Origin of the sequence: Stenotrophomonas sp. 704A1, from assembly GCF_030549525.1 — a bacterium.
In the GTDB taxonomy this organism is placed as follows: Bacteria; Pseudomonadota; Gammaproteobacteria; order Xanthomonadales; family Xanthomonadaceae; genus Stenotrophomonas; species Stenotrophomonas tuberculopleuritidis.
On sequence record NZ_CP130831.1, the window covers coordinates 3,128,200 to 3,143,605 of the forward strand.

Consider the following 15,406-nt stretch of genomic DNA (forward strand, 5'->3'; position numbering starts at 1 on the left):
GGTCAACCTTCTCCTTCAGGCAGGTGGTAGGCCTTCTCACCGGCTTCCACGCGCAGGTCCAGGCGGTTTTCCGGTGGTGCCAGCGGGCACGTGGCGTATGCGGTGAACGCGCACGGCGGATTGGTGGCGTGGTTGAAATCGATCCGTACATGGCCATCGGCCGTGGGCGCATCGGTATCCAGGTAGCGCCCGGCGGGATAGCTGCCATGGCCGCTGGTACGGTCGGCGAAGATCAGGAACAGCGGCTGGCCCGGCTCGCCGATCGCCTCGAGCCGCCAGCTGCGGCCATCGCGGTCGAATTCGACGGCACCGGCATTAGGCATCTCGGTGGTCAATCCGGTGATGTCCACGATCGGCAATGTCTTGCCCGGCGGATGCGCGATGAACCGGGCCTGCAGCTGCCAGCCGGGGCCGCCCGGCCAGTACTGCAGGCCGGCGAAATCGCGGCGCGCGGGTGCGTCGGCATGCTTGACCCGCAGCGCATCGCGCGGGCCGCGGCGGATCAGGCTGAGCTGGCCCTTGCCGCCGTCGAAGGCGAGCAGGGTCGGCTGCGGATCCTTGTCGGTCTGCATGCGCACGCGCCCACGCACCGGCACGCCCTCCAGGGTCACATCGGCGCCGGATTCGGGCGTGAACCACCACTGGTCCCCGTCGCGGCGCATCAGGCCGAGCTTGCCCGGGCCGACCGCCAGGCGGATGCCGCTGGTGGCGGCGCTGCCGACGAAGTGCGAGCGGTTCTGCAGCCAGTGCAGGCCGACCAGGGCCGTCCAGCCATCGGGGCGGGTCAGATCCTGGTAGCGCGCTACCCGCCACTGCTGCTGTTGCGCGGCAAACGCCGGATCCTCAACCGCCACCGGCGCCGGCGTCGGCGCCTGGCTGCAGCCTGCCAGCCACAGCACAGCCAGCAGGCCGCCCATTCCCCAACGTCGCATCGGTGCTCCCCTCAATGTCGCGCGGCTCAACGGCCGCGCAGGAACCAGCGGTCGATCTCCGCCAGCGAAAAACGGGCCCAGGTCGGCCGGCCGTGGTTGCACTGGCCGGACCGCTCGGTGATTTCCATGTCGCGCAGCAGTGCGTTCATTTCCGGCACCGTCAGGCGCCGGTTCGCACGCACCGCTCCGTGACAGGCCATGGTCGACAGTAGTTCATCGCGCGCCGTGGCGATACGACGGCTCTGCCCATGCTCGCGCAGGTCGGTGAGCACGTCGCGCAGCAGGCCCTCGGGTTCGGCATGGGCAAGCAACGCGGGAATGCTGCGCACGTGCAGTGCGCCGGGGCCCGCGCGGGTGACTTCGAAGCCGAGTGCGGCCAGCGTCTCGGCCTCGATCTCGGCGGTATCGGCCTCGCGCTCCCCCACCGCCAGGGTGATCGGCACCAGCAGGGGCTGCGACTGCAGGCCGATGCCATCGTGGGCGTTCTTCAACCGCTCGTAGCCGATGCGCTCGTGCGCGGCGTGCATGTCGACCACGATCAGGCCTTCGGCATTCTCGGCCAGGATGTAGATGCCATGCAGCTGTGCGACGGCGTAGCCCAGCGGCGGCACGCCGGCGTCGGCGCGGGTGACCGGCAAGCCGTTCTCCATCGGCATCGGCGGCAGCGCCGCCGCGCGCTCGGCCCCCGCCGGCGTGGCGTACAGCGCCGCGTAGGCAGCGGGCGCATCGGCCACCTGCAGGCCCAGCGGCTGCTGCGGACGCCAGCCGGAGAAGCCAGCGCTGCCGCCGGCGCCCGCACCCGGTGCCGGACCGCGTACGTAGCCGAAGCTGGACGCGCCCGCGCCCGCGCCGGGAGCCGCTGCCGCACTACCGGCTTCGGCCGGATGCGCGGCTGCCGCGCCGATATCCTGCGCGCTCATGCCGGCACGGGTATCGGCCAGCGCATCCTTCAGCGTGCGGTAGACGAAGTCATGCACCAGCCGCGAATCGCGGAAGCGCACTTCGTGCTTGGCCGGGTGGACGTTCACATCGACCCGCGTCGGGTCCAGCTCAAGGAACAGCACGTAGGCCGGCTGCCGCCCGTGGTACAGCACATCGCCGTAGGCCATCTTCACTGCATGGGCGACGCTGCGGTCGCGCACCGAACGGCCGTTGACGTACAGGTACTGCTGGTCGGCGCTGGCGCGCGAATAGTGCGGCTGCGCGATCCAGCCATGCAGGCGCAGGCCGGCACCGCTGTGGTCCACGCGCACTGCCTGGCTGGCGAAGTCCTCGCCCAGGGTCTCGGCCAGGCGCACATCCGAATACAGGTCACCGGGCTTGTAACGGCGCGAGGCCTTGCCGTTGTGGGAAACGCGAAGTTCCACATCGGGGCGGGCCAGCGCCAGCGAACGCAGCCATTCCTCGATGTGGCCCAGCTCGGTGCGCTCGGCGCGCAGGAACTTGCGCCGCGCCGGCACGTTGTAGAACAGTTCGCGCACCTCCACCGTGGTGCCCGGCGCATGCGCGCGCGGTGTCACCTCGCCGATCTTGCCGCCTTCGATCTGCAGCGCGGAGCCGTGCTCGTCATGCGCGCGCCGCGATGCCAGGGTGAATCGGCTCACCGATGCGATCGACGGCAGCGCTTCGCCACGGAACCCGAGGGTGGCCACCGCTTCCAGTTCGTCCAGGTTGGCGATCTTGCTGGTCGCATGCCGCGACACCGCCAGCGGCAACTGCTCCGGTGCGATGCCGCTGCCGTTGTCACGGATGCGGATCAGGCGCACGCCGCCTTCTTCCAGATCGATATCGACCCGGCTGGCGCCAGCGTCGATGGCATTCTCGACCAGCTCCTTGACCACCGATGCCGGCCGCTCGACCACTTCACCGGCGGCGATCTGGTTGATCAGGATTTCCGGCAGCGACCGGATCGGGCGTGGATCGGGCACGGTCATGGGGCGGGAGGGGCAGCAGGCTTCATGGGGTGATGATAGCGGAGCTGCACTTCCACCGGGCATGGCCCGGCGCTACCGCAACCCGCCGTCGGCGGGTTACTTGCTGCCGCCGGCGACGGTGCTGGCGGCGTCGATCTCGGCCTGCGCGCGTGCCGCGTACAGGGTGCCCGGCGGAGGCTGGCGGCTGAAGAACGTGTGCACGCCATCGAGCACGGCGCCGGCCACCTTGCGCTGGTAGGCGGGATCGGTCAGGCGGCGCTCTTCGTCCGGGTTGGAGATGAACGCGGTTTCCACCAGCATCGCCGGCATGTCCGAGGTGCGCAGCACCGCGAAGTTGGCGCGCTCGATGTTCGGCTTGTGGTTGTTGCCGATCCGCTTCAGGCCGCCCAGCACGTGCCCGGCTGCATCTTCGGAAGACTTCATGTAGCCGCTCTGTGCCAGATCCAGCAGCACATTGGCCAGCGTTCCCTCGGTCTGCTGCAGGCGCACGCCACCGACCAGGTCGGCCGCGTTTTCCTTGTCGGCCAGCCAACGCGCGCGCTGCGACGAAGCGCCCTTGGTCGACAGCACGTACACCGACGAACCGGTGGCCGAGCGGTTCTCGGCGGCATCGGCGTGGATCGAAATGAAGATGTCGGCCTTGTTCGCGCGCGCCTTCTGCGCACGCATCGGCAGCGGGATGAACACATCGCTGTCGCGGGTCAGGAAGGCCTTCAGGCCCGGCGTGGCATTGACCTGGCGCGCCAGTTCACGGGCCACTGCCAGGGTGACGTCCTTCTCGCGCTTGCCGGTCGGGCCGATCGCACCCGGATCCTGGCCGCCGTGCCCGGGATCGATAGCCACCACCAGATGGCGCATGCCCGGTTGCATGCGGATGCGCGACGCATCGCTGGGCATGGTCGGGCGCGGAGGCTCGGACGTCACCGCAGGCGTGGGTGCCGGGCGCGGCGGCGTGGTCACCACTGCGGTGGTCGGCTGTCCCGCCAGGATCGCTGCCGGCGATGAGGTGGGCGTGCTGCTGGCGGTGGTGGCGGCTGCCGCCACCTGCACCGGCGCGGTGCTCGGCGCCGGTGTCGGCGATGCCGGCGCCGCGGCGCTGGCGCTGGCCTGCTGCTGCACCTGCGCGGTCAACAAGGCCGTGGCGCGCGCGGCATCGCCGCGGGCCTGCGCGCTGTCCGCTGCGGTCGAGCCGGCCGCCGCAGCAGTTGCCGGCGGCGCCGGGGCCGGCGCGGGTCGGCTGGCGGCCACCGCAGCACCATCACCGGGCCACTCGATCACCAGCTTGGATTCGTTGCCCTCGCGCTGCATCTGGGGGCGGAACGGTGCAACCGATTCGGCAAGGTCGAACACCACGCGGAACGTGCCCGGCACCGGCTGCCCGGTGCGCACGGCCGTGACCACGCCCTGCGGCGCGGGCATCTTCAGGTTGCGCACGGCGCTGGAATCGGGGAAATCGACCACCAGCCGGTTGGGGCCGGCCAGTGACAGGGTCTTGTAACCGCCGCTGCCCACCAGCGCGATCTCGGCGCGGGTGCCGGTGGCACCGGTGTTCAGCACCACCTGGCGGACCTCACCGGCCCACGCACTCAGGCTCGCCAGACACAGTCCGACGGTGGTGCAGATGGCGATGAGACGGTTCCCCGGGCGCATGGCTCAGGATTCAATCACCGCGCTGAACGGAATGCAATACCTTTTTCCTTAATAATCCGTAACCTGCCGATCTTTGTTCTCGTCAGCCGACAGAAATGGCCTGCAAGTCGCCCCCATCGGGCAGCCGCTCCAGCCATTCACGCCCAGCGTCGCTAAGGCTGCTGAGACGGGCACGCCGTCCCTGCCCTTCGATCTCCAGCGCCACCACCAGATCGGTCGGCGGCAACGCGCCGGCGCCGCGTTCGGGCCATTCGACCAGCCACAGCACCGCGCTGCCCTCGTCCAGGCCGAGGAAATCCAGCTCGCCGGCCTGGCCGATCCGGTACAGGTCCAGGTGCCACGCCTCGCCACCACTGGCCAGCGGATAGCGTTCAACCAGCGTGTAGGTCGGGCTGCGGATCGCGCCCTGCACCCCCAGCGCCCGCAGCAGCGCACGGGCGGTGGTCGACTTGCCGGCTCCCAGATCCCCCCGCAGTTCAACCAGCGCCTGCGCTGGACGGGTTGCCGCCAGCCACTGCCCCAGCAGTTCGGTCGCTTCGCTGTCGGCCAGGAAAAAATCAGTCATCGGGAACATTCCGGGTTGGCCAGTCGCCGCAGTGGCGCCAGCAGATCAGTGGGAAGCAGGCCACGCGCGCCGTCGAGGGCAGCGACATCGCCAGCCAGCGCATGCAACAGCGCGCCACACGCGGCGGCATCGAAGGCATCCAGGTCCTGCGCGCGCAGGCTGGCGATGATGCCGGTGAGCAGGTCGCCCATGCCACCCACCGCCATGCCGGGGTTGCCGGCGGCAATCAGGCGCGGGGTGCGACCGGGGGCCGCGACGATGCTGCCAGCGCCCTTCAGCACTACCACGGCGTGGTAGCGCTCGGCCAGCGCCTGGGCGCAGCGGTAGCGATCGGCCTGGATCTCGGCCGTGGTGCATTCCAGCAGGCGCGCGGCCTCACCCGGGTGCGGGGTAAGGATGGCATCGGGCAGCGCGCGTGGGTCGCGGGCCAGCAGGTTCAGCGCATCGGCATCGAGCACCAGCGGCTTGCCACAGGCCAGCACGCGCGCGAACAGGGCACGCGCCCAGTCGTCCTGGCCCAGGCCAGGCCCGATCGCCACGACCTTGGCCTTTTCAAGCAGGCCGGGCAGCGCATCGCCGTCTTCCAGCGCATGCACCATGGCCTCCGGCAGGCGCGCCAGCAGCGGGCCGACATGGTCGCCGCGGGTGCCGATGCTGAGCAGTCCGGCACCGGCGCGCAGGCCCGCCTCGGCAGCCAGGGCGATGGCCCCACCGCTGCCGTGATTGCCGCCCACGCACAGCACATGGCCGGATTCGCCCTTGTGGGTATTGGCGCGGCGCGGCTTCAGCAATGCCGGCAAGCGCGCGCCGGTCCAATGCTCGGCCGCTGCCGAAACGCCTTGCCACGCCGCCTTGGGCAGCTGCAGCGCGGCCAGCGCGGGTTCGCCTGCGTGCTCCAGCGCGTCGCCGGTGTACAGGCCGCGGTGCGGCACGATGAACTGCAGCGTCAGCGCTGCGCGCACCGCGACGCCCGGCACCGTGCCACGGTCGGCGTCGACGCCGCTGGGCACATCCAGTGCGAATACCGGTGCGTCCTGTGCGTTCAGTGCTTCGATCACGGCCTGTGCTGCACCTTCCGGCGCCCGGTCGAAACCCAGCCCGAACAGGCCATCCACCCAGATATCGGCCGCGGGCAGCGTTCCGCCGAATTCCGCCAGGGTTCCCCCGACGGACTTGAACTCCGATGCTGCCCGTTGCGCCAACGCGGTGGCTGGCGGTTTGCCCGGCGGGCTCAGCGCCGTCACCCGGCGCCCGGCCAGCAGCGCATGACGCGCCAGCACCAGGCCGTCGCCACCGTTATTGCCGCTGCCCACCACCACGCCCACATTCAGTGCCTGCGGCCAGTGCCGCAGCAGGCGCTGCCAGGCGGCCAGCCCGGCCTGGGCCATCAGCTCCCAGCCACCATCGCCCGCCAGCGCCGAGGCCTGGGCATCCAGCGCACGCGCAGCAGCAGAATCGAACAGATCGGCGAGGTTGGCCATGCAGGGATTTTATACTGGTGCGCATGGTTCCCGTCCCCGCCCCCCTCGATCCGGCCCTGGCCGTGCAGCGCATCCGTGACCTGGCACGTGCGCACGGCTTCCAGCGCTGCGGCATTGCCGGCATCGAACTGTCCGAGGACGAGGCACATCTCGCCGACTGGCTGGGCCAGGGCCTGTACGGCACGATGGACTGGATGGCCCGCCATGGAACCCTGCGTGCGCGCCCGGCCGAACTGCTGCCCGGCACGGTGCGGGTGATCTCGGTGGGCATGGACTACAGCCACAAGGATGATACCGAAGCGTGGGCCACCCTGGCCGACCCCGGCCGCGCCTATGTGGCCCGTTACGCCCTGGGCCGCGATTACCACAAGCTGATGCGCAGCCGCCTGCAGAAGCTGGCCACGCAGATCAACGACGAGGTCGCGCCGCTGGGCTATCGGGTCTTCGTCGACTCGGCGCCGGTGCTGGAACGCGCGCTGGCCCGCAATGCAGGGCTGGGCTGGATCGGCAAGCACACCTGCCTGATCGACCGCCATGGCGGTTCGTGGTTCTTCATCGGCGAGATCTACATCGACCTGCCGTTGCCGATCGACGCACCGGCCACCGCGCACTGCGGCACCTGCACGCGCTGCATCGAGGTGTGCCCGACCCGCGCGATCACCGCTCCGCAGCGACTGGATGCGCGCCGCTGCATTTCCTACCTGACCATCGAGCACGACGGCGCGATCCCGCTCGAGATGCGCCCGCTGATCGGCAACCGCATCTATGGCTGCGACGATTGCCAGCTGGTCTGTCCCTGGAACAAGTTCGCCAAGCGTACCGACGAAGCCGACTTCCGTGCCCGCAACCAGCTGGACATCGCGCGCCTGGACCAGCTGTTCGCCTGGGATGAGGATGAATTCCTGCGCCGTACCGAGGGCAGCCCGATCCGCCGCAGCGGCCACCAGCGCTGGCTGCGCAACATCGCGGTGGCGCTGGGCAATGCGCCGACCAGCGCAGAGACGCTGTGCGCACTGCAGACGCGTGCCGAAGACCCCTCGCCATTGGTCCGCGAGCATGTGCAATGGGCCCTGCAGCAACACGCCGGCTGACGCCTCGCCGCAACCGTCAGGATGGTTGGATTCCGCTGGCCCGATGCCATCGCCTTGCTGCGCACCCACGCACTGCCCGCCATGACGGCCCCGCAGGCGTGATCCCCGCGCGGCAACGTGCGATCCTGAGCCCCCGTTCCACCTGCCCCACGCCGTCACCATGCAGCCACGCAACCACGACATCCTCACTCCCAGCCAGCTCAACACGCTGGCCCGCGATCTGCTGGAAGGCAGTTTCCCCGCGATCTGGGTCGAAGCCGAACTGGGCAGCGTGGCACGCCCGGCCTCGGGCCACCTGTACTTCACGCTGAAGGATCCGCGCGCGCAGCTGCGTGCGGCGATGTTCCGGATGAAGGCGCAGTACCTGGCATTCGTGCCACGCGAAGGCATGCGCGTGCTGGTGCGCGGCCGGGTGACCCTGTACGACGCGCGCGGTGAGTACCAGATGGTGCTGGACCACATGGAAGAAGCCGGCGAAGGTGCGTTGCGGCGGGCCTTCGAGCAGTTGAAGGCGCGTTTGGACGGCGAAGGGCTGTTCGATCCCGCGCGCAAGCGGCCGATGCCGACGCACGTGCGGCGCCTGGCGGTGATCACCTCCCCGACCGGTGCTGCGGTGCGCGATGTGCTGAGCGTGCTGGGCCGTCGATTTCCGATGCTGGAAGTGGACCTGCTGCCGACGCTGGTGCAGGGCGCCAGCGCCGCCGCGCAGATCACCCGCCTGCTGCAGGCCGCCGATGCCAGCGGCCGCTACGACGTGATCCTGCTGACCCGTGGCGGTGGCTCGCTGGAAGACCTGTGGGCCTTCAACGACGAAGCGCTGACCCGTGCGATCGCCGCCAGCGCGACGCCGGTGGTGTCGGCGGTGGGTCACGAGACCGATTTCAGCCTCAGCGACTTTGCCGCCGACCTGCGGGCGCCGACGCCCTCGGTGGCGGCCGAGCTGCTGGTACCCGACCAGCGCGACCTGGCCCTGCGCCTGCGCCGCGACGCCGCACGCCTGGTGCAGCTGCACCGGCACGCGATGGGCCAGGCCATGCAACGGGCCGATCGTGCACTGTTGCGGCTGAATGCCCAGAGCCCGCAGGCGCGGCTGGACCTGCTGCGCCGCCGCCAGCTGGACCTGGGGCGCCGCCTGCATGCGGCGCAACAGCAGCAGCAGGAACGGCGCGGCGCCCGTCTGCGCCACGCCGCCGCGGTCCTGCGCGGCCATCATCCGCAGCGCCGGCTCGATGCCCTGCGCCGGCGTCTTGGCGCCGTGGGAGGCCGCCCCCAGGCGGCGCTGCAGCGCCTGCTGCAGCGTGATGCGCTGCGCCTGCGCGGCATCGCCCGTTCGCTGGAAGCGGTCAGCCCGCTGGCGACCGTGGCCCGCGGTTACAGCATCCTGACCCGCAGCGACGACGGTGCGCTGGTGCGCCAGGTCGCGCAGGTGCAGCCGGGCGATGCACTGCAGGCACGCGTGGGTGATGGCGTGATCGACATGCAGGTCACGGCAGTCAGATAGGGTTTCCTGCAGCGCTGCGCGCGGCCAGACAGCGCTTACCGGGCCTGCTCGCAGAACTTCTGCCGGTACTCGAGCGCCTTCGGCATCAGCGCCTGCAGGTTCTGGATACGGGTGCCCGGGTTGGGATGGGTGGACGCGAACTCCGGGGGCGCCTGGCCGCCGCCGGCCTGGCCCATGCGCTGCCACAGCGGTACCGCCTCACGCGGATCGAAGCAGGCCGCCGCCGCCAGCATCAGCCCGACTTCATCGGCCTGCGTTTCATGGCTGCGGGCATACGGCAACAGGTAGCCGTAGCCCATCGCCGACATCATCATCTGTTGCTGCTGCGCGTCCATGCCGCTGGCGGCGCCCGCCACCTGGCCGATCTGGGTCAACTTCTGCTGGGCCATGCGCTGCGCGCCATGGCGCAGCAGCGCATGGGCGATCTCATGCCCCATCACCACCGCCATCGCATCGGTGGTGCGTGCCACCGGCACCAGCCCGGTATAGACCGCCATCTTGCCGCCGGGCAGGCAGAACGCGTTGGCCTGGTCGGAGGGAATCACGTTGACCTCCCACTCGAAGTCTCGCGAGAAATGCCCCGGCTGCAGGCCATGCTCCTGCGCCAGTGCGGTCTCGACCACGTCGACCTTGGCGATCAGCCGCTGCGCGATCGCGCGGATGTCGCGCGAGATCTGTGCGTTGGGATCCAGCGGCCGCTCCTGCGACAGGATCTGCTGGTAGGCCTGCAGGCCCAGGGCCTTCTCCTGGCTGGCATCGAGACTGCTGTCGATCAGCACCTTCTCCCCGGTATAGGGATCGACGGCGCGGTTGGAAAACCAGTAGAACGCCGCGTAGCCGGCAGCCAGCAGCAGCACCCACCAGCGGATGTTGCCGAACAGGCCGCGCCGCCGCGGACCTTGTTGCGAGCGGGAAAAAGGATCGTTGCGCATCGGCAGGTGTTCCGGCTGACCCCGCCGGCCGGCGGGCACGGCGCAATCTTAGTGCGGCGCGGGCGTGGCGGGGTGAAGCCGGTGTCTTTCAGATGCCGCGCACCAGGCGGAAGCCGATGCGGGCGTTGGTGGTATCCGAATCCTGCGACTGCCGCCACGCCGCCCGGGTCTGCTCGGGCGCATTGGCCCAGTTGCCGCCCCGGATCACCCGCGAACGGCAGCCCGGATTGAACCAGGCGGCGCCGTCGGCCGGAGCACGGCGATAGCTGGCATGCCAGCAGTCGGCCACCCACTCGCTGAGATTGCCGCCCATGTCGTGCAGCCCGAAGCCGTTGGCCTGGAAACTGGCCACCGGTGCCGGACCCCACCAGCCGTCGCCGTAGCCGACGAAGGCGTTGTGCCAGCGCCGGCCGGACGGCGACACGTCCTTGCTGCCGGTGTAGTTGCCGCTGCCTTCCGGCGGCAGGCCGGCGTCGCCCCACGGATAGCGGCCGTTGCTGCCTGCGCGCAGGGCGTATTCGAACTCCGCTTCGCTGGGCAGCCGGTAGCTGCGCCCGGTCTGCTCGGACAGCCAGGTGGCGTAGTTCTCTGCATCGCGCACGCTCACGTGCATCACCGGCGAGTTGCCCAGCGCCCGCCCGCCGTCATAGTCCGAGCGCCAATCGACGCCGCTGCGCCGGATGAAATTGCCACTGCGCTCGTCATAGACCACCGAATGGCCACGCCGGGTCGCCCGCGGACGGGCGCTGGTCGCCTTCACGTAGCGCTCGAAGTCGCCCACGGTGATCTCGGTGATCGCCATCGCGAAGCCACGCTCGAAGCGCACATAGTGCGACGGTCGCTCCGCATCGGTGGCCCCCGGCTCGGAATCACTGGCGCCCATCTGGAAGCCGCCGTGCGGCACCACGATCATCTGCGGCCCACGCCCGCCGTCGCGCATCGCATCGCTGAACACCTGGCCCGGGCGGAAGCTGCCGTAGTGGGTGGCCAGCTCGATGCGTTCGCGCAGCTGCGCCACCACCGGGTCACCCGGCAGGGCAATGCGCAGTGCCTCGCCCAGCTTCTCGCGGGCCGGCTTCAGGCCCTGTGGCGTCGCCAGGTCGCGCAGGCCGCTGTCGCGCAGCTGCAGCAGTGCCGCCGCGCGGATCTGTTCGATGCGCTCGAACGCATCGGCGATGGTCGGTGACGAGTCCCGCACCTTGCTGGCTTCGGCCAGCCATGCGCCGGCGCTGGCGAAGTCACGGATCCGCGCTGCGTCCTCGGCACGGCGGATCAGGCCGCTCTCGGCCGCGGCCAGGCCCTGCCGGGCACGACGGTTGTGGGGATCCAGCGCCAGCGCCTCACGGAAATTGCCGATGGCACCATCGCCCGCTTCGCCGATCCGGTCCGCACGCAGATCGTCCTCGCCGGCACGGTTGTAGGCCACGGCCCGCTGCGCGGTCTCGACCCGGCCCTGCAGCGCGCGCACTTTTTCATCCTTCGGCGCCAGGGTCAGCAGGACCAGCGCCTGGCGCCCGGCTTCGGCCAGCGCTTCGCGCTGTTTCAGCGGGCGCTGCAGCAGCGCATCGGCCTCCTGCAGCAGGCGCTGGCGGGCGCGCTGCAGGCCTGCGCGTGCCTGCCGGTCGTCCGGTGCTTCCTCCTGCACCGCCAGCCACAGCGGCACCGCTGCATCACCGTCTTCGTACAGATGACCGCGCGTGAACGCCTGCTCGGCGGCGCGGCGCAGCTGCGCCAGCGTGCGCCCCTGGCGGTCGACCCGCGGCGGCGTCCACTGCTGGACGTCCTCGGCGGCATCGTCGCCGGCGATGGTCACCGTGCCGCGGCCGGACGGCGTCGCCTCGCCCGTGGCAGCCGATGGCCCGGCAGCGCCCTTGCCGTCCGCCCCGTCTGCCGGCGCGGACGGCGCCGGTGGCGACGGCGCGCACCCGGCCAGGGCCACGGCCAGGGCGGTGCACAGCACGGACGACAGCAGAAAACGCAAGCAGGGCCTCCTTCGGCACGGGCGCGGACCGACGTTAGGCTATTCTCCCCTGCCTGAGCAAACCCGAGTAGTAGGCCTTGACCCGTGGCAATCTGGATCACCACCCCCGCCGAGCTGGATGCATACCGCCAGCAGCCGCCGACCCGTATCGGCCTGGATACCGAGTTCATCCGCGAGCGCACGTTCTGGCCCCAGCTGGCGCTGGTACAGATGGCGGTCGGCGAGGACATCCTGCTGATCGACCCGCTGATCCCCGGCATGCCCGAGGCGCTGGCGCCGTGGCTGGCCGATGCGTCCATCATGAAGGTGATGCACAGCGCCAGCGAGGATCTGGTGGCGTTCAAGTGGACCTGCGGGGTGTTGCCGCGTCCGTTGTTCGATACCCAGATCGGCGCGGCGCTGGCCGGCATCGGCGCCGGCATGGGGTACCAGAAGCTGGTGCAGGAAATCACCGGCGTAGCGCTGGAAAAGGGCGAGACCCGTTCCGACTGGATGCGCCGGCCCCTGTCGGCGTCGCAGCTGAAGTACGCCGCCGATGACGTCGAGCACCTGTTCGCGATGCACGATGCCATCGACGCCAGGCTGCAGGCGCTGGGGCGCCGGCAGTGGCTTGACGATGACGCCGAGCGCCTGCTGGCCAGCGTCGCCAACGACGAGGACCGCTGGCCGCACCTGGCCATGCGTTCGGCGCAGTTCCTGGATGCCGCGGCACAGCGCCGCCTGTTGCGGCTGCTGCGCTGGCGCGACGCACAGGCACGCGCCAGTGATCGCCCGCGCAGCTGGATTCTCGACAACGAACTGGCCGCCACCCTGGCACGTACGCCGCCTGCGGATGCGACCGCGCTGGGCAGGATGTTCGAGCAGTTCCCCAAGGCCCCGCGCAAACTCGCTGCCGCCGTATGGCAGGCCCTGGAGACCCCGCTGGCCGACGAAGCCGATGCGCCGTTGGCGATGCAGGCCGGCGACAGCCACAAGCAGGCACTGAAGAAGCTGCAGGATGCAGTGGCCGAACGCAGCCGCGAGCTCGGACTGGCCGACGGCGTGCTGGCCTCGCGCAAGCACCTGGAAAGTTATCTGGAGCGTCGCGAATGGCCAACCGCGCTGGCCGGATGGCGCCAGCAGGAACTGGAAGCCCGGCTGCAGGCGCTGCTTCCGGCGCGCTGAGGCTTCCGGCGCAGCGCCATGCGCATCTGCCGCGCTTGCAGGCGTGGATCTGGACCTGTCCAATAGCGGCCCCGTTAGTGTTGGATGGCAACAGATGACAGATGGACTTGCGAAGGACGGCCTCTCCGCCGAGGACCTGGCCTGGCGCGCGCAGGCGCGCAGGGCGTTGCAGGAACAGGACTACGCAGCGCTGGACGCGCTGCTGGCACCCCACGAACAGGTGTGGTTGGAGGGCGCGCGGCGGCTGCCCGGGATCCGCTGGCGCCTGCGCAACCTGCACGAGGCGACGCTCAGCCTCGATGAACGCCTGCAACAGGCGCAGCGCTGGGTCGCCGCCGCGCCGCAAAGCTACTACGCACATCTGAGCCTGGGTGCCTGCTGGGAGTCGGCCGCCGGTGCGCTGCGCAGTGCCGACGTCGCCGCCCTGGTGGAGGACAGCCAATGGCTGGCCGCGCAGCTGGCGCGCGACCATGCCGTGCATGCCTATTTGCAGGCGATCGCGCTGTCGCCGCGCCCGGCGCTGGCGCTGGACGGCATCAAGCGCATCACCAGCTACTTGGGCGAGCCGGACTGGCTGCTGGCGCTGCAGGCCGGCCAGGCCGCCGAATCCACGGTGGAGGCATTGGCCGGGCACTATCCGCAGGCCTGGCCACAGGCCCTGCAGCTGCTTTCGCGCTTCGGCATGCCGCTGCAGGCGCTGCCCGACGACCTGCCGCCGCTGCTGCGTGGACGCAGCCAGGAGCAGTTCGACGCGCCGCTGGCGTACTGGATGCAACGGGTGCTTGAACAACGCCCCGATGACCCGAGCACGCTGGAAGACACCCTCTACTACCTGTACCCGCGCTGGGGCGGCAGCCACGAGGCGATGGAAGACTTCATCGAGAGCGGCTGGTGCCGCGGCCTGGACCTGGCCCAGCGCAACGCCCTGCGCTGGTGCAAGGAACAGGACTGGATGGATGCGCTGCCGCACCGCGACGATGCCGACGCGGTGGCCGCGCACGAGCGCGCGTATGCGCAGATTCTCGACTGGCACCTGGAACGCTCCGTGCGTGCACAGGTGCTGGCCCAGCGCGCATCACTGCGCTACCACCTGGGCCGCAGCGAAGATGCCCAGGGCGACGTGCAGTGGGACGCCCGGCACATGCAGGCGGTCCTGGAGGATCTGCAGCAGGCCTGGCGCCTGGACCGCGACGTGGTCCTGCACGAGGGCTTCAGCAACCTGGAAGCCTGCGCCTGGTTCGCCCACGTGGAAGGCGCCGACGCCCTGTTCGCACAGGTCGTGGCGTACGCCGCAGACGAAGGCGATTGCGCGCTGGGCCTGCTCTGGGCCGGCAGCGCCATCGAGCACGGCCTGCTCGGGCTGACACCGGATCCGGCGCGCGGACAGGCCCTGCTGCAGCGCGCATTGGCGCTGGCGCTGCAGCAGAACACCTCGACGGTCACCTTCGCCTCGAACCTGTTCTGCGATGTCTCGCAGACGGCCGGCTTGTCGCTGCTGCAGCGCATGGCCGGGGCTGGCGACGCCGGCGCGATGGCAGCCCTGTGCGACCTGTACAAGGGCCGGCTCGGCGGCCGTGACCAACCGGAATTCGTCGACGCCGAGCAGGCTGCCCACTGGCAGGAACGCGCGGTGCAGGGTGGCGACCTGATCGCCACCTACAACCTCGCCGTACGCCTGGTCGCCGCCGGGGGTGCCGACAACCAGGCACGTGCGCGCGAACTGTATCTGCATTGCCTGCGCGAAGCCGACGCCGGCGAGCGGGTGTGGGGACCGACCTGCCGCAACCTCGCCTGCCTGGCCCTGGACGGCGACAACGATGCGCACAAGCGCGAGGCCGTCGAGCGTGCGCTGATCCCGTTGTGGTGGCGGGGCGACGACGACGACAAGCTGTGGGCCGCCGGCTACCTGGCCGACATCTACCACTTCGGCAACGGCGTGCCGGCCAACGCGTTCCTGGCGCTGACCTGGCTGCAGCGTGCCAGCGAGATCGACCCGGAGTACGTGGACGTGGCGCGCATGGCGCCGCTGATCAACGGCGAAGGCCGCTGGTTCGGCGCCAGCCGTGCACGCAAGCAGCAGGAACAGGACCGCCAGCAGGTGGACAGCGCGACCTGGGCGCTGACCTTCGGCCAGCGCAGCCAGGACAGCGACCGCACCGCGGTCTGAGTCGACGC

The 15,406-nt window shown here is 70.3% G+C and carries 11 protein-coding genes; 4 read left to right on the plus strand and 7 right to left on the minus strand.

Annotated elements, in window-relative coordinates:
• Positions 1–2 precede the first annotated feature (2 nt).
• The 5 genes from Q5Z10_RS14630 to Q5Z10_RS14650 all read right to left on the minus strand — a co-directional run bounded on the left by Q5Z10_RS14630 (position 3) and on the right by Q5Z10_RS14650 (position 6,562).
• Entirely contained in the window at positions 3–932 is a 930-nt protein-coding gene (locus Q5Z10_RS14630; RefSeq protein WP_303636139.1) for a DUF1684 domain-containing protein, read from the minus strand.
• 26 nt (positions 933–958) lie between these two features.
• Positions 959–2,866 (minus strand): DNA mismatch repair endonuclease MutL, encoded by a 1,908-nt coding sequence (mutL, locus tag Q5Z10_RS14635; protein WP_303636140.1) that lies wholly within the window; start codon positions 2,864–2,866, stop codon positions 959–961.
• Positions 2,867–2,962: 96 nt separating this feature from the next.
• Entirely contained in the window at positions 2,963–4,516 is a 1,554-nt protein-coding gene (locus tag Q5Z10_RS14640) for an N-acetylmuramoyl-L-alanine amidase (protein ID WP_303636141.1), read from the minus strand.
• An 82-nt stretch (positions 4,517–4,598) separates the two neighbouring features.
• Positions 4,599–5,081 (minus strand): tRNA (adenosine(37)-N6)-threonylcarbamoyltransferase complex ATPase subunit type 1 TsaE, encoded by a 483-nt coding sequence (gene tsaE, locus Q5Z10_RS14645; RefSeq protein ID WP_303636142.1) that lies wholly within the window; start codon positions 5,079–5,081, stop codon positions 4,599–4,601.
• Positions 5,078–6,562 (minus strand): NAD(P)H-hydrate dehydratase, encoded by a 1,485-nt coding sequence (locus Q5Z10_RS14650; protein ID WP_303636143.1) that lies wholly within the window; start codon positions 6,560–6,562, stop codon positions 5,078–5,080. The genes tsaE and Q5Z10_RS14650 overlap by 4 nt, the downstream gene beginning before the upstream one ends.
• Before the next feature lie 23 nt (positions 6,563–6,585).
• On the opposite strand from Q5Z10_RS14650, the gene queG reads away from it, so the two are divergent.
• Both queG and xseA read left to right on the plus strand, forming a co-directional pair.
• Positions 6,586–7,653, plus strand: a complete 1,068-nt coding sequence (queG, locus tag Q5Z10_RS14655) for a tRNA epoxyqueuosine(34) reductase QueG (RefSeq protein ID WP_303636144.1) — start codon at positions 6,586–6,588, stop codon at positions 7,651–7,653.
• A gap of 160 nt (positions 7,654–7,813) precedes the next feature.
• Positions 7,814–9,154, plus strand: coding sequence for an exodeoxyribonuclease VII large subunit (xseA, locus tag Q5Z10_RS14660; RefSeq protein ID WP_303636145.1), 1,341 nt, complete (start codon positions 7,814–7,816; stop codon positions 9,152–9,154).
• Between the two features lie 35 nt (positions 9,155–9,189).
• Here xseA and Q5Z10_RS14665 read toward each other — a convergent pair whose 3' ends face one another.
• Positions 9,190–10,086 (minus strand): M48 family metalloprotease, encoded by an 897-nt coding sequence (locus tag Q5Z10_RS14665; protein ID WP_303636146.1) that lies wholly within the window; start codon positions 10,084–10,086, stop codon positions 9,190–9,192.
• 88 nt (positions 10,087–10,174) lie between these two features.
• Entirely contained in the window at positions 10,175–12,067 is a 1,893-nt protein-coding gene (locus Q5Z10_RS14670; protein WP_303636147.1) for a formylglycine-generating enzyme family protein, read from the minus strand.
• An 84-nt stretch (positions 12,068–12,151) separates the two neighbouring features.
• Here Q5Z10_RS14670 and rnd point away from each other — a divergent pair, with 84 nt between their 5' ends.
• Together rnd and Q5Z10_RS14680 are read left to right on the plus strand one after the other, a co-directional pair.
• Entirely contained in the window at positions 12,152–13,231 is a 1,080-nt protein-coding gene (gene rnd / locus Q5Z10_RS14675; RefSeq protein ID WP_303636148.1) for a ribonuclease D, read from the plus strand.
• Positions 13,232–13,325: 94 nt separating this feature from the next.
• A complete protein-coding gene (locus Q5Z10_RS14680; protein ID WP_303636149.1) occupies positions 13,326–15,398 on the plus strand; it encodes a DUF4034 domain-containing protein in 2,073 nt (690 codons plus the stop codon).
• Positions 15,399–15,406 lie beyond the last annotated feature (8 nt).